We start from the raw sequence: 17,498 nt of genomic DNA, 5'->3' as shown, positions 1-17,498 counted from the left end.
CCCGTGCAGGGTGTGCGTGACCCCCACCCGCGCGATCCGGAGTCGATCACCGTCAGCCACGGACGAGGGCCGGCCGTTCGCTCCGGGCTGATTCTGCTGTCGGCAGTCGTTGCTGGCCGATCCGGCCCACGGCGGGTCGACTGTCTCCATGCCTCGATTCCCGCGTACCTCGCCCTACTGGCCGGTGGTCAGTCATCCCCTGCTGCGGCGCGTGCTGCCCGGGCTGGCCGTGTCCGCCCTCGGCGACGGCATGGCGGTGGTCGCGGTGACCTGGCTGGCCATCCAGCTCGCGCCGCAGGGCCAGCGCGGCCTCCTGTGGATCGCGGTCGCGGTGGCCGCGTACACCCTGCCCAGCGCGGCCGGGACGGTCATCTTCGGTCGGTTGCTGCGCGAGCGCAGCGGCGCTCAGCTCGCCGGCTGGGACGCGATCCTGCGAGCCGCAGCGCTCGCGGCGATCCCGATCGCCCACCTCGCCGGCATGCTCACCATCGGGCTGTACGTCGTCCTGCTCGCCGCTTCCGCGCTGCTGCACTCGTGGGGCTCCGCCGGGCGGTTCACCCTGATCGCCGAACTGCTGCCGCAGCGCCACCACCTGCCGGCCAACGCGGTGCTCACCACCATCTCCGGGTTCGCCACCATCGTCGGCCCGCCGCTGGCGGGCATCCTGATCGGCTGGGCGGGCCCGGTCTGGGTCATCGCCGTCGACGCCGCGACGTTCGCCGTGCTGGCGCTCACCTATCGCCTCGCCCTTCCCGCCACCGACATGATTCATCGGTACGAGCGCGGCGCCTCTCGTACCGCGGGCTTCGCGGTCATCCGCCGTCAGCCCGCGCTGCTCGGCCTGCTGATGCTGAGCGTCGCGTTCTTCTTCCTCTTCGGCCCGGTGTACGTCGCCATGCCGCTGCACGTCACCGACGACCTGCACGCGTCCGCGACGCTGCTCGGCGCGTACTACACCGCCTTTGGCGTCGGCGGCCTCGTCGGCGGTGTGGTGGCCGGGCACCTTCGCCACTGGCCGCTGCGTGCCACCACGATCGGCATCGTCATCGGGTTCGGCGTCGCCATGCTGCCCCTCGGCCTGGGCGCCCCTATCGGCCTGTCCCTGCCGGCGTTCGCCCTGGCAGGCCTGATCTGGGCGCCGTACATGTCCACGTCGATGGCGTTGTTCCAGCGCAGCGCGTCCACCGAGCAACTCCCCGCGGTGCTCGCCGCGAACGGCGCCGTCCTTGTGCTCGCGGTGCCGCTCGGCACCATGCTGGGCGGGCCCCTGGTGGGGGTTTTCGGCGCGCGCCCGACGCTGCTGCTCTGCGCCGTGGCGATCCTGGTCCTCGGCCTGGTCGCCGCGGGCTTCGCGACGCTGCGGCGGAGCGCGGGAACCCCGGGCGGTTCAGCCGTCGCCGAGATCGGTGCCCGCCGCTGAACTGGACGTCGTCCGGCGCCGGTCACCACTCGCGCGCACGCGTTGTCTGATCCACCGTGCCGTCCCGGTCCAGCTCGCCGACCCCGCACTCACACGACGAGCGCGACCCCGAGGCCCATCAGCACCGAAGCCGCGGCGCCCACCGCGAAGACACGTCTGCTTCGGGGCCGCATTCCCCAGGCCCTGTCCCAGAACGGCACCCGCTCGCCGCGAATCCTGCCGCGCAGCCAGCTCCCACTCTGGAACACAAATGTCCAGACCATGGCGGCGCCGAGCGCACCGATCAGACCGGCGATCAGCGCTTCACCGACGGGGGTATGGGTGGCCAGCCGATAGGCCTCCGAGGAACGCCGCTCCTTGCGAAGAAGGGTCGGGACCTGGAGGGCCAGCGCGAGGCCACACACCGCTGTCAGGGTGAGCCAGGGCTGCCGCATCGCCGGCGCGTCGATCCGTGCCGAGTCCGCAAGGAGGAACAGCATGATCAACCCGAAGGGCAGCCAGCTCAGCACGACGAGCAGCGGCAGCCATGTCCCGGACAGTGCGTCGACCAGCCAGACCATGAGGTCGTCGCCGACGGCGATGCCAGCACCAACGATCGCGAACCACAGCATCAGGTAGCCGCAGCCGTATCTACGCACATCCCGGGGCGTCACGGTCGACGAGTGTATTCAGCAGCGGGGACCCGTCGGCCCTCGGTCGGCGGCCACCATCGGCGATCGTTCCATAATCGTGTGAGCCCAGTATCGGAGAGCCTGTGAACGAAGACGAAAGCCTTCGCCGCTACGGCCTGCGGCCGTCCTCCGCGGACCTGCCGCAGATCCGCGAGATCCTCCTGACGGAAGCTGACCAGCAGGACCAGGACACGGAACTCATGAAGCTGTGCTGCCTGCAACTGTTCAATGCCGGCCAGCTGAGCGACGTGCTCGTGATCTGGCAGGCCAAGGAAGCGAGCTTCGACGCCCACTGCTCCATCGACGTCCAACTGCTGTGTGGCGCCGGACTGGCCGCCACCAAGGCCCACCTGGAGGCCGACGGCTCCCCGGACGCCGCAGACGCACTTCAGTACCTGCTGGAGTGCGAGGCCGCCGGTGACTTCGACGGCTTCTCGGTAGCCGAGCAGTCGCGCTGGAGAGCCGACTACTACCGCACGTGACCTGCTGACCGTCGGCGCCGACGGGCGCGCAGCACGCCGGTCAGCATCGGCAGGTTGAACTCACCCTCGGCGGTTTCGGGCCTACTGGCGAGGAAGTCGCGGATTCGGCCGAGCGTGGTCTCCCGGTCCGGTTCCGGCATGACCAGCATCCCGGCCCGGGTCGCGAGTGTCGCGGTGAGGGAGTCGGCGGTTCGGCGCTGACCGTGCGGAAACTCGGCCTGCTCCGACGAACCGAAACGGGAGGCCAGGCCGGTGCTCGGAACGACCATGGCAGCGGTCGCCGCGCGCCAACTGGCGCGCGTGTCACGCGGGCCGATCGCCGCACTCCCGCTGACACGTTCGAGCTCGGCGACCCAGTCGATCCGGTCGTCCATGATGTTCCACAGGCCCGCCAGGACGCCTCCGGGTGCGAGGACCCGGGCGATTTCCGGCCCCGCGACGGCCATGTCGAACCAGTGCAGGGCGTTGCCGGCCAGCACGGCGTCGACGGACGCGTCCGGCAACGGGATCGCCTCGGCGCTACCCGGCAGGGCACGAACGGTTGGCCTGGCACGGCGCAGCTCGGTGAGCATCGCCGGGTCGGGTTCGACCGCGACGACGTCCGCGCCAACGGCGACCAACGTGTGGGTCAGCTTGCCGGTGCCGGCACCAAGGTCGAGCACTCGCGGGCCGGGCGCGAACTCAAGCGCCCACCGCACCGCGGCCTGCGCGTAATCCGGGCGATGCTCGGCGTACGCGGACGCGGCCGAGCCGAACGACGAACTGAGCAACGTCCGTTCCCCCACAAGGCACCGTCCCTCTGCCTGTCCGTGCCGGACCCGCATCATCCCTCGGATTTCTGGATGTCGGGGTGTTCCAGCCGTCCGGATACCCCGCTTTCCAGGAATCCGAGTCGATCAGGGCCGCCGTCGACCGCGTCCGCGGAAGGGAGAGCTGGATTCAGACGTTGAAGCGGAACTCCACCACGTCGCCGTCCTGCATGACGTACTCCTTGCCCTCGATGCGGACCTTGCCCGCCGCCTTGGCCGCGGCCATCGATCCGTACTCGACCAGGTCGTGGTAGGAGACCACCTCGGCCTTGATGAAGCCGCGCTGGAAGTCCGAGTGGATGACACCCGCGGCCTCCGGCGCGGTGGCGCCGACCGGGACGGTCCAGGCGCGCGCTTCCTTGGGGCCGGCCGTGAGGTACGTCTGGAGCCCGAGCGTACGGAAGCCGACGCGGACGAGCTGGTTGAGGCCGGGCTCGTTCTGCCCGATCGACTCCAGCAGCTCGCGGGCCTCCTCCTCGGGCAGGTCCACCAGCTCGGATTCGATCTTGGCGTCCATGAAGACGGCCTCGGCGGGGGCGACCAGGGCACGCAGTTCGTCGAGGAACGTCTCGTTGGCCAGCTCGGCCTCGTCGACGTTGAAGACGTACAGGAAGGGCTTGGTGGTGAGCAGGTGCAGCTCGCGCAGGTGCTCCAGCTCGATCTTGGCTGCGCCGGCCCCGGAGTAGAGGGTGGTGCCGCCGTCGAGCACCTCGATCGCGGCCTTCGCGGCGGCGACCGCGGCGGACCGGTCCTTGCGGAGCTTGGCCTCCTTCTCCAACCGGGGCAGCGCCTTGTCCAGGGTCTGCAGGTCGGCGAGGATCAGCTCGGTGTTGATCGTCTCGATGTCGTCGGCCGGGGAGATCTTGCCGTCGACGTGCACCACGTTCGGGTCGGAGAACGCGCGGACGACCTGGCAGATCGCCGAGGCGTCGCGGATGTTGGCCAGGAAGGCGTTGCCCCGGCCCTGCCCCTTGGACGCGCCACGGACCAGGCCGGCGATGTCGACGAACGACACCGGGGCCGGCAGCACCTTCTGCGAGGAGAAGATCTCCGCCAGCTTGCCCAGCCGCTCGTCGGGCAGCCCGACCACGCCGACGTTGGGCTCGATGGTGGCGAACGGGTAGTTCGCCGCCAGCACGTCGTTCTTGGTCAACGCGTTGAAAAGCGTGCTCTTGCCGACGTTGGGCAGGCCGACGATGCCGATGGTGAGACTCACGACGGGCCAGCTTACGCCGGTGCCGGACGCGCCGGTCCAGGCGGCTCCGATTCCACCGGGCCGGACGCTGCCCCGGGTCGCGCATCGGCGGGTACGGCAGGTGGCGTCCCGTTGCTACCCTCTCGATGTCGCGTGCGACGTGAGGGGGCGTTGTGGACCAGGTGACGGAATTCGACCGACTGTTCCAGCAAACCCGACAGGCACTGGCGTCGATGCGTTCGACCGGGCAGGTCCCCGACGATCTGGAGGTCGAGCCGGCACGGGGCACCGGGTCTGCGGCGGGCGGTCAGGTCGAGGTCGTGGCGGTCGGCCAGCATGTCGAGTCGGTGACGGTGGACCCGCGCGCGCTCCGGATGGGCGCCGAGATGCTCGGCGAGCAGATCACCATGGCGGTCAACGCCGCGCTGGACGACCTGCGCCTTGCGGCCGGCGAGGCCGCGGACGCGCCCGCGGTCGACCCGGTGGCGCTGGGCCAGCAGCTCGACGAGTTGCAGAACGAGTCGGTGCGCAGCATGGCGGCGATGACCGATGCGCTCACCGACGCGGTGCGGCGCATCCAGCAGGCAGCGAGGTGATGTCATGCGCGAGGACCTACAGGTGCACCCGCCCGCGCTGCGGCAGGGCGGCGGCCACCTGACGACGGTGGCCGAGCAGCTCGCCGCGCAGTGGGAGGTGCTGCTCGCGCGGACGGCCTCGATGGGCGACATCTTCGGCGACGACGACGTGGGCGGCCTGATCGGCATGTCGTACCAGGTGGCCGAGGAGATCGCGGCGGAGTGCCTCGGGTCGGTCGTCGACGGGCTGCGCGGCTTCGGTGCCGGCTTGGGCCTGATGGCCGACCAGTACGACTCGGTCGAGCAGGACAACGACGCCCAGTTCACGACGATGAGCTGGTAGGCGGGCCGATGGGGATCATGCTGCCCGGCGAGCTCGCCGGCCTGTTGAACGAGCTGGGTTACACCTGGCCCAAGTCGGACGAGACGAAGATGTTCGAGCTGGGCCAGATGTGGATGGAGATGGCCGACTCGCTGCACAACGCGGCGGCGGAGGGTACGGCGGCCGCGCAGCGGGTGCTGACCGGCAACCAGGGCGATGCGTTGACCGCGTTCCAGGAGCGCTGGGAGGCCGACGGTTCGGCGATGTCGGTGCTGCGGGACGGCGGCACCGGCGCACAGATGGTGGCGGCGACGCTCTTCGTGTGCGCGCTGATCGTCCTCGCCCTGAAGATCAACGTGATCGTCCAGCTGATCATCCTGCTGGTGCAGATCATCCAGGCGATCGCGACGGCCGCTCCGACGTTCGGCGCCTCGCTGCTGGAGATCCCCGTCTTCAAGAAGCTCACCGACATCGTCCTGAACATGCTGATCGACCAGGCCATCGGGGTGGTGCTGGGATGACCTCTCCGCTGCCCGAGCTGTACGTCGGCGTCGACGTGGAGGCGGACGGGCCGATCCCCGGGCCGAACAGCATGATCTCGTTGGGCATGGCCGTGGCCGGTCGCCCGGATCTGACGTTCTACACCGAACTGCGTCCCATCTCCGACGAGTTCGTGCCGGCCGCGCTGGCCGTGTCGGGTCTGGACCGGGACCGTCTGCTCCGCGAGGCGCCCACCGCGCCGGAGGCGATGGCAGCGGCGGCGGCCTGGGTCAACGGACTGCGCCGGATCGGCCGCCCGGTCTTCCTCGCCGCTCCCGCTGTCTGGGACGGCATGTTCGTGCACTGGTACTTCGTGCGCTTCGTCGGCCACAGCCCGTTCGGCGCCACCGGTTCCGGCGTCGACCTCCGCAGCTACTGGATGGGGCTGACCGGCAGCGAGTGGGTCCAGACCCGCAAGGGCAAGATCAAGCACGAGCTGGGTCTGCACGACGTACCGCACACCCACCACGCCGGCGAGGACGCCGCCGAACTGGCGCAGGTCTTCGACGCCGTGCTGCGCCGCCGCCAGTCGGGCGGGCTGGAATGACCGGCCGTCGACGGGACCTGCCGGACGGCGCCACGACGGCCGCTCGGGGCATCGTCGCGCAGGCCGCCCGGAGCATGATGCGACGGGCCGACGACGTGGCGGGCGAGACTGCCGAGGCGGCGACCACCCGGGCCGCCCGGCAGATCCCGCAGGGCTTCACCGAACGCCAGTGGACCCGGTTCGCCCGGGGCGCCCGGCAGACCCAACGGCAGGCCGGGCTGCCCGACGGGGACCTGGTCGCCCACGGCAGCCGGGTGAAGGGCACCGCCCGCCCGGACTCCGACATCGATGTGGCGCTCATCGTCGACGACAAGACCTTCTTCGACCTGGCCGAACGCTCCCTGTCCCGGGCGCCGGACGGGACCCGGCTGCGCAAGACGATGCTGCGCCGGATCAACGAGAACGGTCAGCTCGCCAGCTTCGATCTGGGCACCGACTTCACCCACCTGCGTCGTGAGCTCATGGACACGCACGTGCCGCACAAGGTGCAGTTCTCCGTGCTGCGCCGGGGCGGCAAGTTCGACAACGGCCCGTTCCTCCCGCTCGATTGAGCGGTTCCGCATCTGGCAAGGTGGCAGACGTGCAGACGACGTTGCAGTTCCTCATCATGGTCGACGGCCCGCTGACGGCGGCGGAGCTGCTCGACCTGATCCGAACCCGGCTGCCCGACGCGGTGCCCTACCGCCGCGACTCGGTGGACGTCCGGGGCAACCTGCTGGAGATCAACCCCAACGAGGACGCCGACCCGCGGCTCGCCGCCACCGACGAGGACGACTACCTCTACTTCCGGTGGCGGGTGGAGCTGACCCCGATGGACCGGTCAGTCGACGAGTCGCACCAGATCGCCCTCGCCCGGGAGCTGCTGCGATCGATCGAGGGGCCGCAGGTGCGGGCGACCGTGTGCGCCGCTTTCGAGGATCGGGTCTGACCGGCGCTCAACCAAGCAGGCGGGGCGCGATGACCGCCTCCCGCACACTGCCGTCCGCGTTGCGGCTCACCTCGTACGCCGAGACGCCCTCGCGGTCGGCGACCGCCTCGACCAGCCCGGTCCCCCGGTAGACCAGGCCGACGCCGTCGTCAGTGCAGTGGCTGGTCGGCAACGTGCCGTCGCCGACCAGCTCGTGCATCAGCGGTCGGCGCTGGGCCTCGCTGTCGTAGTGCACGCCGTTGCCGTACGGCAGCCAGCCCAACGCCTCGGTGAACCCGCGCAGGCGGGGCCCGAAGCTGTCGGTGGCGCCGCCCACGTGCCAGCAGATCGAGCCGGCCGAGACGCCGGCCAGCACCACGCCGGCCTGCCAGCACTCGTGCAGGATCTCGTCGAGCCGGTGCACCCGCCAGACCGCGACGAGGTTGGCGACGCTGCCGCCGCAGACCCAGATCACGTCCTGGGCGAGCAGGTGGGCGCGGACGTCGTCGACGTTCGGCATCGGGAACAGCGCGAGGTGCGACAGGCGGAACCGGGTCTCGGCGAACCCGCCGTAGACGGCGGCGAACGAGGTGGGCTGGTCACCGAGGGCCTGCCCGAGGTAGCAGATCCGCGGCTGCGGACCAGCCTCGGCCAGCTCGGCGGCCAGCTCGAAGACCGGGCTGGGGCGCATGTCGTACGGCCCTCGGTCGCCCCGGGAGAAGCCCATGCTGGTGGCGATGATGGTCGGCTCGCTGGCGGGCATCGGGCGTCCTTCCGTCGGGGCGGTGCGGCGTCCATCCTGCCGCAGCCACGAAGCGGCCGGTCACGCGCCCACGTGCCGGCCGCTGCGCTGGCGGGGTACCTCGACCTCGGGCCAGTGGTCCGCGGGCGGCCGGTCGGCCGGGGGCAGTTGCGCCGCGGCGGCACGGGGCAGGGTGAACCGGTCGGCGGCGGCCGGGCCGGCCGAGAACGACTCGCGCAGCATCCAGCGCACCTCGTCGGCCGTCCAGCCCAACTCGGCCCGCGCGGCGATCTCGCGCACCAACCGCCGACCGACGCGGGTGTCGTCGTCGTAGAAGCGCATGCACCAGTGGTGGGTCCACATCCCGAGTGCGCGCAGGCCCGCGTCGTCGAGTGAGCCGGCCAACCGGCCACAGGCGGTGTCGGCGAAGACCTGCTCGGGATCGGCCGCCCGGTCCCGTTCGATGGCGCCGACGGCGGCCGGCGCGACGGCCCGCATCCGGCGGTAGAAGGACTGTGCCACCGCGCGGGGCAGCGGCGGGAACGCGCCCGGTGTCGACGCCGCCGCCCAACCCGCCACGCTCGTCATGTCCCGCATCCCTTCTTCAGTTGGTGGCCGGACGGTACCCGTCACGACCGACACTTCCGGGCCGGAAAAACACCCCGGATCGCGGATAGCAACGATGACCTGGGGCGTCTGTATGGGTGACAACGAAACGGGGGTGGTGGGTGGACGAGGACGAACGCGCTCGGCTGGCCGAGTTCGTCGGCAACCGGACACCGGCGCTGATGCGGGTCGCGTACCTGCTGACCGGGGACCGCAACGCCGCCGAGGACCTGTTCCAGTCGGCGTTGGCGCGGACCATCCCGAAGTGGGAGACCATCCGGCACGCCGATCCCGAGGGATATCTCCGCGTGGTGATGTACCGCGAGCAGATCAGCTGGTGGCGGCGACTTCGCCGACGGCGGGAGACGCCGCTCAACCCGGCCGACGAGCCGGTCGGCGCGGACCCGAGCGGCGGCTCCGACGTACGGCTGGCGATGCGTGCCGCGTTGCGCCAGCTGCCACCGGCACAGCGGACGGTGGTGGTCCTGCGCTACTACGAGGACCTGCCCGAAGCTCGGGTGGCCGAGCTGCTCGGCTGCTCGGTGGGCACCGTCCGCAGCCGTACGCACCGGGCGGTCCAGCGGCTACGCAACCTGCTGCCGGAGATCGAGCTGCTGGAGGTACGGCGATGACCGATCCCTTCGAGAGCCTCATCCGATCCACCCTCACCGACCTGGCCGAGGAGGCACCGATCGTGCATGACCAGTTGAACCGAGCGGAACGGCGGTTCCGCAACAGACGCCGCGCCACGGTGACGATGGGGGCGGTGGGGACTCTCGCGGCGATCCTGATCGCGGCTCCGATCGCCCTGGCCGCGAGCGGCTCGGACGGGCCTCCGCCAGCCGTGCCGAGCCCAGCGGGGCCGGCGGCCGTACCCGACCCGTCCGGGGCGCCGCCCGGCGTGCCGAGCCGGCCCGGCCTACCGGCTCCGGTGCCGTCGCCGGCCACCTCCGACGAGCCGGGAGACCCCGGCGTGCCGGGCAGGCCGGGCGAGCCCGGCCCCCCGGGTGTGCCGGGTAGGCCGGACGAGCCGGGGCCGACCACGGGTGGTGCGCCGGGCGTTCCGGGGCGACCGGGCTCCCCGACGATCAAGCCGAGCCCGTCCGGGCCGAGCACGGGCCCCAGCCCCGCGAGGTGATCGGGCCCGGTCCGACCGAGGTGATCTCCACGCCTCGGTCGGACCGGCCCGGACGCCCACGTCGGCGGAGATTCCGGTCACTACGACCGAACGCGTGTCACCGCCCCGCGCTCATTGACCACCTACCAATGGTTGGTGGCCGACTCGAGGTTTGCCAACGCCGTCGCCACCGCCCCACTCTTGGGCCATGACCGACCACGACGGCCGAGCGGCCCAGGGCCAGCGATGACCACCGCCATGGCCCGGGTGCCCGACTCCCTGCGGGGGCAGATCGTCACGCCCGGCGACCGCCGGTACGCGCAGCTGCGCTCGACGTACACGACGACCGCCTCGCCGGCCGCCGTGCTGCTGCCGAAGACCACCGCGCAGGTGATCGACGCGATCCGGTACGCCCGGGAGCAGCGACTGCCGATCGCCGTGCGCAGCGGCGGGCACGGCCTGTCCGGAGCCTCCTCCAACAACGGCGGCGTCGTGATCGACCTGTCCATGCTCAACCGGGTGCGGGTGCTCGACGAACGGGCCGGACTGGTCCGGGTCGAGGCCGGCGCCCGCTGGGCGAACGTCGCGACGGCGCTTGCCCCGTACGGCCTGGTGGTCAGCTCGGGCGACTACGGCGGTGTCGGCGTCGGCGGGCTGGCCACCGGCGGCGGCGTCGGCTGGCTGGTACGCGCCCACGGCCTCACCATCGATCGCGTCCGCGCGGTGGAGGTCGTGCTCGCGGACGGGACGCTGGTACGCGCCGACGCGGCGCACGAACCGGAGCTGTTCTGGCTGGTCCGGGGCGCCGGCGCGGGGGCCGGTGTCGTGGTGGCGTTCGAGATCGAGGCCGCCGAGCAGCGCAACGTGGGCGTGGCGCAGCTGGTCGTCGAGGCGCACCCGGACGGTCGTACCGTCCGCGAGTGGGCGAGCTTTCTGGCGCAGGCGCCCCGGGAGCTGTCCGCCGCCGCCGTGCTGTTCGCCGAGGGCCGCTCGACGCTCATGTCCGTCACCGCAGTGGTGGCCGCGGAGAGCCTGCGCCGCGTCCGGCCCGTCGTGGAGCCGCTGCTGGCCATTGGGAAGGTGCTCGAACACCGCAGCGACCTGCTGCCCTACCCGACGCTGGTGCCGACCGCGCACCTGCACCCGAACGTCGGGCAGCAACGGGGTACGACCACCAACGGCCTGTTCGCCGAGCTGGACCCGGGCGTCGCGCGAGCGGTCACGCGGGCGACCACCGGTCCGGGCCGGGCGGTGATCCAACTGCGCTCGGTCGGCGGGGCGGTCAACGATGTCGCCGCCGACGCGACGGCCTACCCGCACCGGCACCAGAACACCCTGGTCATCGCCTCGACGTTCCCACCGCTGGGCGGCGCGGCGTTGGACACCGCCTGGCGGGCCGTCGGCGCGCGAGCCGACGGCGAGTACGTCAACTTCGAGAGCCGACCAGGCCCGGCCGCGTTCGCCCGGATCTACCCGGGCGAGACCGGCGCCCGGGTGCGCCGGCTGTGGAAGCGGTACGACCCGGACGGCGTGTTCCGCTCGCCCCTGCTGGCCGGGCAGTCCACGCGGTCGGGGCAGTCGAACCGGTCCGGCCAACCCGCCCGGTCCGGGCAGCGGTCCGGCCAGCCGCACCGTCGCCGCCGCTGAGCGGTGCCCGGGCCGGCAGTGCGCGGCCGGCCCGCCGCGCACACGCCCAGGTCCGATTCCCGCCAGCCGAGGGCCCGACCAGCGGGGCACCATAGGTGACGTGGAGATGGACTTCGAACGGTGCTACCGCGCGGTGGACAGCCGGGACCAGCGGTTCGACGGCTGGTTCTACACCGGCGTGACGTCGACCGGGATCTACTGCCGGCCGTCCTGCCCGGCGACCACCCCCAAGCGGCAGAACGTCCGGTTCTTTCCGTCGGCCGCGGCCGCGCAGGGCGCCGGGTTGCGCGCCTGCCGCCGCTGCCGGCCGGATGCCGCACCCGGCTCGCCACAGTGGGACGTCCGCGCCGACGTGGTCGGCCGGGCGATGCGACTGATCGCCGACGGGGTGGTCGACCGGGACGGCGTGCCGGGGCTGGCCGCCCGCCTCGGCTACACCGAACGGCACCTGCACCGGATGTTGCGCGCCGAGATGGGTGCCGGGCCGCTCGCGCTGGCCCGGGCCCAGCGGGCGCAGACCGCCCGGATCCTGATCGAGACGACCGGCCTCGGCATGGCCGAGATCGCGTTCGCCGCCGGGTTCGGCAGCGTGCGGCAGTTCAACGACACGGTCCGCGAGGTGTACGCGAGCGCACCGTCCGAGCTGCGGACGGCCCGTGGTCGGCACCTGGCGGCGGTCGGGGCGGGAACCATCACGCTCCGGCTGGCGTACCGTCCGCCGCTGCACGCCCGAGCGCTGCTGGACTTCCTCGCGCTGCGCGCGCTGCCCGGGGTGGAGGAGGTGCGCGACGGGACGTACCACCGGGGGTTGCGATTGCCGCACGGCGCCGGCCAGGTGGCGCTGACCCCGGCGGACGGGCACGTGGCGGCGACGCTGCGCCTGGCCGACCTGCGCGACCTCGCGCCGGCGGTAGCCCGCTGCCGACGCCTGCTCGATCTGGACGCGGACCCGGTCGCGGTCGACGCCACGCTCGCGGCGGACCCGGCGCTGGCCCCGGTGGTGGCCGCCGAGCCCGGCATCCGCGTCCCCCGCGCGGTCGACGGCTTCGAGATGGCCGTTCGCGCGATCATCGGCCAGCAGGTCTCGGTGACGTCCGCGCGAACAACCCTCACCCGCCTCCTGACCGCCCGCGTTGATCATGAAGTTGTTGCCCCCGACGACGGCGTGTCGCGACAACAACTTCATGATCAACGGACTGACCTGCGGGGGTTTCTCAGCCCTGAGGAGGTTCTGGCCCTTCCGGATGCCGCCTTTGGGATGCCTCTTCGGCGGCGGGAGACCATTCGTGGGCTCGCCCTCGCCGTGGCGGACGGGACCGTGGACCTGGCGCCGGGTGGGGACCGGGAGGAGACCGTACGGCGGCTGCTCGCGCTGCCCGGCATCGGCCCGTGGACCGCCAGTTACCTCGCCCTGCGCGCCCTCGGCGACCCGGACGTCCTCCTCGACACCGACCTCGCGATCCGCCGCGGCGCAGCAGCGCTCGGCCTGCCCGACACGACCCTCACGGCGCACGCCGAACGATGGCGCCCCTGGCGGTCCTACGCCACGATCAGACTCTGGAGAGCGGCATGAGCATCGACAGCACCGTGCTGACCACCCCGACCGGGCCGCTGAGCATCCTCGCCGGCAGCGACGGCGAGGTCCTGGCGGCCGGTTTCACCCCCGACCCGGCGGCGCTGCTGCCCCTGATCCACCCGACCCTGCGGGCGCCGCTGCGGCAACGCGCCGACCTCGGGCCGGCGACCGTGGCCGTCCGGTCCTACCTGGACGGCGACCTCGCGGCCATCGACTCGGTGCCGGTACGGCAGCACACCGGCGGCGAGTTCATGGCGCACGCCTGGCAGGTGCTGCGGGAGGTTCCGCCGGGCACCCCGGTCACCTACACCGGGTACGCGGCGCTGGCCGGCCGGCCACCGGCGGTGCGCGCCGCGGCGGCGGCCTGTGCCCGCAACGCGGCGGCGCTCTTCGTACCCTGCCACCGGGTGCTGCGCACCGACGGCACGCTCGGCGGCTACCGCTGGGGGCTGGACGTGAAGAAGTGGCTTCTCGGTCATGAGCGGCGGTTGACGACAAGCTGACAGCAGCATCGAGACCTATTGACGCTACCGTCGGGTAGTGCCTGTGGAGAGCGACGGCGACCGGGCCGCCCCGGTCGCCGCGGGCCGCCACCCCGTGCACAACCTCTGGCGGTTGCGCCGCTACCTGCGCCCGTACGCCGCCGAGTTCGCCTGGTTGCTGGTCGCGGGCCTTGCCGGCACGGCCGCCGGGATCGCCGTACCGCTGGTGGTGCAGCGGGTGGTGGACGGGCCGGTGGCCCGGCACGAGCCCGCCGGCCTGCTCCAGCTCGGTGGCCTGGCGCTGCTGCTCGGCGTGATCGAGGCGGTGCTCATCTTCATCCGGCGGTGGGTGCAGTCCTCCTCGGCGGTGGGCATGGAGGCGGCGCTGCGCGCCGACGTGTACGCGCACCTGCAACGGCTGCCGGCCAGCTTCCACGACCGCTGGCAGTCCGGCCAACTGCTCTCCCGGATCACCAGCGACCTGTCGGTGATCCGCCGTTTCCTCTCGTTCGGTGTCTTCTTCCTGGTGCTCAACCTGACCACCTACGTGGTGGTGGTCCTGCTGCTGATCCATCTGCACACGGCGCTCGGGCTGCTGGTCGCCGCCAGCGCCGTGCCACTGCTGCTGATCACCCGCCGCTTCGGCCGGCATTACCACACCGCGTCGCGCCGGATGCAGGACCAGCAGGGCGACGTGGCGACGCTCGTCGAGGAGACCGCGCAGGGCCTGCGCACCATGAAGGCGTACGGCCGGGGGCCCGAGTTGGCGGCCCGCTTCGCCGCGGGGACCCGGACGCTGCACGACACCGGTGTGGGCAAGGGCCGGCTGCTGGCGAACACCGCGGCGCTGCTCGACCTGGTGCCCAACGTGACCCTGGGCGTGGTGCTGGTGGCCGGGGCTGCCGCCGCCGCGCAGGGCGTGCTCACCATCGGCGAACTGGTGGCGTTCGCCAGCCTCCAACTGATGCTCATCTGGCCGGTGCAGTCGCTGGGCTGGATCATCGCCAACGGTCAGGAGGCGGCCACCGCCGCGGACCGCATCCAGGAGGTGCTGGACACTCCGCCGCAGATCGTGGACGCTCCGGACGCGCGCACGCTGGCCCGCGAGGCGATCCACGGCCGACTCCGCTTCGAACGGGTCGACTTCCGCTACCCGGGCGCCACCACCGCCGTACTGCACGGAATCGACCTGACCATCGAGCCGGGCGAGACGGTGGCCCTGGTCGGGGCCACCGGCTGCGGCAAGAGCACGCTGCTCTCCCTGGTGCCCCGGCTGCACGAGGTGACCGGCGGCCGGATCACCCTGGACGGGCACGACCTGCGCGAGCTGCGGCTGGCCTCGCTGCGCCGACTGGTCGGGGTGGCGTTCGAGGAGCCCACGCTCTTCTCCATGTCGGTGTGGGAGAACCTCACCCTGGGTCGCCCGGACGCCGACGACGACGAGGTCCGGGCCGCCCTCGCGCTGGCCCAGGCCGATTTCGCGTACGACCTGCCGTGGGGTCTGGCCACCCGGGTGGGTGAGCAGGGGTTGTCCCTCTCCGGCGGCCAGCGGCAGCGGTTGGCGCTGGCGCGGGCGGTGCTCGGCCGACCGGCGCTGCTGGTGCTCGACGACCCCCTGTCCGCCCTCGACGTGCACACCGAGGCGCTGGTGGAGGCGGCGCTGCGGCAGGTCCTGCGGGCCAGCACCGCGCTTTTGGTGGTGCACCGGCCGTCGACTATCGCGCTGGCCGACCGCGTCGCCCTGCTCGACGGTGGACGGATCTCCGCGATCGGCCGGCACTCCGAACTGCTGGCCAGCGTGCCCGCCTACCGGGCGTTGCTCGCCGCCGAGCCGCCGCCCGCGCAGCCGGCCGGCGCCACCAACCCGGAACTGGGGCACACCCGGGCGGCGGGGCCCGGCGCGTCCACCCCGGACGGCTGGGGGCTGGTGCGCTCGTGAACTCCCCGCAGCAGGTCGACCCGCCTCCCGCCGAGGAGCCGGAGCTGACCCGCTGGCGGGGAACGGCCACCGACCCGGAGGCCGACCGGAGTCGGGCCGAGGAGACCACCCCGGAGGCGGTGGCCCGGCTGCGCCGGCACAGTCGAGCCCTGCTGGCCCATCTGCTCCGCCCGCACCGGAGAGGGCTCGCCGCGGCGGTCGGCCTGCTGCTGGCGCAGAACGCTGCCGCGATGGCCGGTCCGTACCTGGTCATGGTCGGCATCGACCGGGCCATCGCGCCGCTGCGCGCCGGGAACGCGGTCCCGCTGGCCGCCGTCGGCGGCGCGTTCGCCGTCGCCGCCGTGACCGAGTACGCGGCCCGCCGCGGTTTCCTCACCCTCAGCGCCCGGATCGGCCAGGCGGTCCTCCTCGACCTGCGGCAGCGGGTGTTCGGGCACTTCCTGCGACTGTCGGTGGGCTTTCACGAGCGGTACACGTCGGGCCGGATGGTGTCCCGACTCACCAGTGACCTGGATTCGATCGCCGAACTGGTCGACGGCGGGATCGACAGCCTGGTGCTGGCCGCGTTGTCGATCCTGTCGGTGGCCGCCATCCTGCTCTGGCTGGACCTGCCGCTGGCCGCGGTGACGCTGTTCGCGTTCCCGTTCCTGTTCTACCTCTCCCGCTGGTTCGCGCGGGCCTCGGCCGGCGCGTACCGGCGGACCCGGGAGGCCGTGGCGCTGGTCATCGTGCACTTCGTCGAGTCGATGCGGGGTATCCGCGCGGTGCAGACGTTCCGCCGGGAGCCCCGCAACCAGCGGATCTTCGTGGCGCTCGGGGACGACTACCGGCGCACCAGCCTGCACGCGTTCCGGCTGATCGCCACGTACTCGCCGGCGATCAAGCTGATCGGCAACGTCACGGTCGCGGTCGTGCTCTGCTACGGCGGATGGCGGGTGCTCGGCGGGCGGACAGAGGTCGGTGTGCTCGCCGCGTTCCTGCTCTACCTGCGCCGCTTCTTCGAGCCGATGCAGGAGCTGAGCCAGTTCTACAACTCGTTGCAGTCGGCGACGGCGGCGCTGGAGAAGCTGGCCGGGGTGCTCGACGAGCGGCCTGCCGTGGCCGAACCCGCCCGGCCGGTGTCGCTGCCGACCAGCCCCGGTCACGGTGAGCTGACCTTCCGGGGCGTCTCCTTCGGCTACCGCGCCGGCACGCCCATCCTCGCCGGGCTGGACCTGACCGTGCCGGCCGGGCAGACAGTGGCGCTGATCGGGCCGACCGGCGCGGGCAAGTCGACCATCGCCAAGCTGGTCGCCCGGTTCCACGACCCGGACGCCGGCGCGGTCCTGCTGGACGGGATCGACCTGCGCGAGGCGGCCGACGCCGACCTGCGCCGCGCGGTGGTGCTGGTGACCCAGGAGAACCACCTGTTCAGCGGGACCGTCGCGGAGAACATCCGGTTCGGCCGGCCGGACGCCGACGACGCCGACGTGCGGGCCGCCGCCGAGGCGATCGGCGCGCACGACTTCATCGCCGCGCTGCCCGACGGGTACGCGACGCAGGTGCACCGGCGCGGCGGCCGGCTCTCCGCCGGGCAGCGGCAACTGGTCGCGTTCGCCCGGGCGTTCCTGGCCGACCCGACCGTGCTGATCCTCGACGAGGCGACGTCGTCACTGGACGTGCCGACCGAACGGCTCGTGCAGCGGGCGCTCGGCACCATCCTGCGGGACCGCACCGCGCTGGTGATCGCACACCGCCTCTCCACTGTGGAGACCGCGGACCGGGTGCTCGTCCTCGACGGCGGGCAGGTCGTCGAGGACGGCCCACCGGCCGTGCTGGCCGCCACCGACGGTCGCTACGCGGCGCTGCACCGGCAGTGGCGCGACTCGCTCGTGTAGAGCCGGCGATGCGCAAGTCCGTGGCTCGACACCCTGCTGATGCC

18 protein-coding genes and 2 pseudogenes are annotated in these 17,498 nt (G+C 72.4%); 15 read left to right on the top strand and 5 right to left on the bottom strand.

Annotated features, from left to right (window positions below; genetic code table 11):
• The first annotated feature begins 148 nt into the window (after positions 1-148).
• Complete coding sequence (locus ACFYPR_RS03510; RefSeq protein ID WP_363938820.1) at positions 149-1,420, top strand: MFS transporter; 1,272 nt, start codon at positions 149-151, stop codon at positions 1,418-1,420.
• A gap of 89 nt (positions 1,421-1,509) precedes the next feature.
• Here ACFYPR_RS03510 and ACFYPR_RS03505 read toward each other — a convergent pair whose 3' ends face one another.
• Positions 1,510-2,073: a hypothetical protein gene (locus ACFYPR_RS03505; RefSeq protein WP_355063758.1), complete on the bottom strand. Its 564-nt coding sequence runs from the start codon at positions 2,071-2,073 to the stop codon at positions 1,510-1,512.
• Positions 2,074-2,174: 101 nt separating this feature from the next.
• Between ACFYPR_RS03505 and ACFYPR_RS03500 the strand changes: the two genes are divergently transcribed.
• Positions 2,175-2,573 (top strand): hypothetical protein, encoded by a 399-nt coding sequence (locus ACFYPR_RS03500; RefSeq protein WP_355063760.1) that lies wholly within the window; start codon positions 2,175-2,177, stop codon positions 2,571-2,573.
• Here the strand turns inward: ACFYPR_RS03500 and ACFYPR_RS03495 are convergent.
• Positions 2,561-3,397, bottom strand: coding sequence for a class I SAM-dependent methyltransferase (locus tag ACFYPR_RS03495; protein ID WP_355063800.1), 837 nt, complete (start codon positions 3,395-3,397; stop codon positions 2,561-2,563). The genes ACFYPR_RS03500 and ACFYPR_RS03495 overlap by 13 nt on opposite strands.
• A gap of 115 nt (positions 3,398-3,512) precedes the next feature.
• Entirely contained in the window at positions 3,513-4,598 is a 1,086-nt protein-coding gene (gene ychF / locus ACFYPR_RS03490) for a redox-regulated ATPase YchF (protein WP_354857078.1), read from the bottom strand.
• A gap of 161 nt (positions 4,599-4,759) precedes the next feature.
• On the opposite strand from ychF, the gene ACFYPR_RS03485 reads away from it, so the two are divergent.
• Genes ACFYPR_RS03485 through ACFYPR_RS03460 form a run of 6 tightly spaced genes read left to right on the top strand, consistent with a single transcriptional unit; the run spans position 4,760 to position 7,489 of the window.
• Positions 4,760-5,173 (top strand): YbaB/EbfC family nucleoid-associated protein, encoded by a 414-nt coding sequence (locus ACFYPR_RS03485; RefSeq protein WP_354857081.1) that lies wholly within the window; start codon positions 4,760-4,762, stop codon positions 5,171-5,173.
• 4 nt (positions 5,174-5,177) lie between these two features.
• On the top strand, positions 5,178-5,495 hold the full coding sequence (locus ACFYPR_RS03480) for a hypothetical protein (protein ID WP_354857083.1): 318 nt from the start codon (positions 5,178-5,180) through the stop codon (positions 5,493-5,495).
• Positions 5,496-5,503: 8 nt separating this feature from the next.
• A complete protein-coding gene (locus tag ACFYPR_RS03475; protein WP_354857085.1) occupies positions 5,504-5,995 on the top strand; it encodes a hypothetical protein in 492 nt (163 codons plus the stop codon).
• Positions 5,992-6,561 carry an exonuclease gene (locus ACFYPR_RS03470; protein ID WP_354857087.1) on the top strand — a complete coding sequence of 190 codons (570 nt, stop codon included), beginning with the start codon at positions 5,992-5,994 and terminating at the stop codon, positions 6,559-6,561. Before ACFYPR_RS03475 ends, ACFYPR_RS03470 begins: the two co-directional genes overlap by 4 nt.
• Complete coding sequence (locus tag ACFYPR_RS03465) at positions 6,558-7,112, top strand: nucleotidyltransferase domain-containing protein (RefSeq protein ID WP_354857090.1); 555 nt, start codon at positions 6,558-6,560, stop codon at positions 7,110-7,112. Before ACFYPR_RS03470 ends, ACFYPR_RS03465 begins: the two co-directional genes overlap by 4 nt.
• A gap of 29 nt (positions 7,113-7,141) precedes the next feature.
• Positions 7,142-7,489, top strand: a complete 348-nt coding sequence (locus ACFYPR_RS03460) for a hypothetical protein (RefSeq protein ID WP_234583867.1) — start codon at positions 7,142-7,144, stop codon at positions 7,487-7,489.
• Positions 7,490-7,496: 7 nt separating this feature from the next.
• Here the strand turns inward: ACFYPR_RS03460 and ACFYPR_RS03455 are convergent, their stop codons facing one another.
• A complete protein-coding gene (locus tag ACFYPR_RS03455; protein WP_355138186.1) occupies positions 7,497-8,231 on the bottom strand; it encodes a peptidase E in 735 nt (244 codons plus the stop codon).
• A gap of 60 nt (positions 8,232-8,291) precedes the next feature.
• The gene (locus ACFYPR_RS03450) at positions 8,292-8,798 is read right to left on the bottom strand and encodes a hypothetical protein (protein WP_355138188.1); all 507 of its coding nucleotides are present in this window, start codon (positions 8,796-8,798) and stop codon (positions 8,292-8,294) included.
• Positions 8,799-8,938: 140 nt separating this feature from the next.
• Between ACFYPR_RS03450 and ACFYPR_RS03445 the strand changes: the two genes are divergently transcribed.
• The 7 genes and pseudogenes from ACFYPR_RS03445 (at position 8,939) to ACFYPR_RS03415 (ending at position 17,454) form a co-directional block, all read left to right on the top strand.
• Positions 8,939-9,448 carry a SigE family RNA polymerase sigma factor gene (locus tag ACFYPR_RS03445; RefSeq protein ID WP_355138190.1) on the top strand — a complete coding sequence of 170 codons (510 nt, stop codon included), beginning with the start codon at positions 8,939-8,941 and terminating at the stop codon, positions 9,446-9,448.
• A 731-nt stretch (positions 9,449-10,179) separates the two neighbouring features.
• The gene (locus ACFYPR_RS03440) at positions 10,180-11,580 is read left to right on the top strand and encodes an FAD-dependent oxidoreductase (protein WP_355138194.1); all 1,401 of its coding nucleotides are present in this window, start codon (positions 10,180-10,182) and stop codon (positions 11,578-11,580) included.
• 100 nt (positions 11,581-11,680) lie between these two features.
• A pseudogene (locus tag ACFYPR_RS03435) lies at positions 11,681-12,704 on the top strand (bifunctional transcriptional activator/DNA repair enzyme AdaA); the annotation flags it as partial.
• 92 nt (positions 12,705-12,796) lie between these two features.
• Positions 12,797-13,153, top strand: a pseudogene (locus ACFYPR_RS03430) (DNA-3-methyladenine glycosylase family protein); the annotation flags it as partial.
• Positions 13,150-13,659 (top strand): methylated-DNA--[protein]-cysteine S-methyltransferase, encoded by a 510-nt coding sequence (locus tag ACFYPR_RS03425; protein WP_355138196.1) that lies wholly within the window; start codon positions 13,150-13,152, stop codon positions 13,657-13,659. The pseudogene ACFYPR_RS03430 and the gene ACFYPR_RS03425, both read left to right, overlap by 4 nt.
• 37 nt (positions 13,660-13,696) lie before the next feature.
• Complete coding sequence (locus tag ACFYPR_RS03420; RefSeq protein ID WP_355063776.1) at positions 13,697-15,577, top strand: ABC transporter ATP-binding protein; 1,881 nt, start codon at positions 13,697-13,699, stop codon at positions 15,575-15,577.
• Complete coding sequence (locus ACFYPR_RS03415; protein WP_355138198.1) at positions 15,574-17,454, top strand: ABC transporter ATP-binding protein; 1,881 nt, start codon at positions 15,574-15,576, stop codon at positions 17,452-17,454. The genes ACFYPR_RS03420 and ACFYPR_RS03415 overlap by 4 nt, the downstream gene beginning before the upstream one ends.
• The last annotated feature ends 44 nt before the right edge of the window (positions 17,455-17,498 follow it).

This window comes from Micromonospora sp. NPDC005254 (assembly GCF_042872525.1).
GTDB lineage: Bacteria > Actinomycetota > Actinomycetes > Mycobacteriales > Micromonosporaceae > Micromonospora.
Note: the sequence above shows the minus strand (reverse complement) of the source record. Positions and strands in the feature narration are given on the sequence as shown.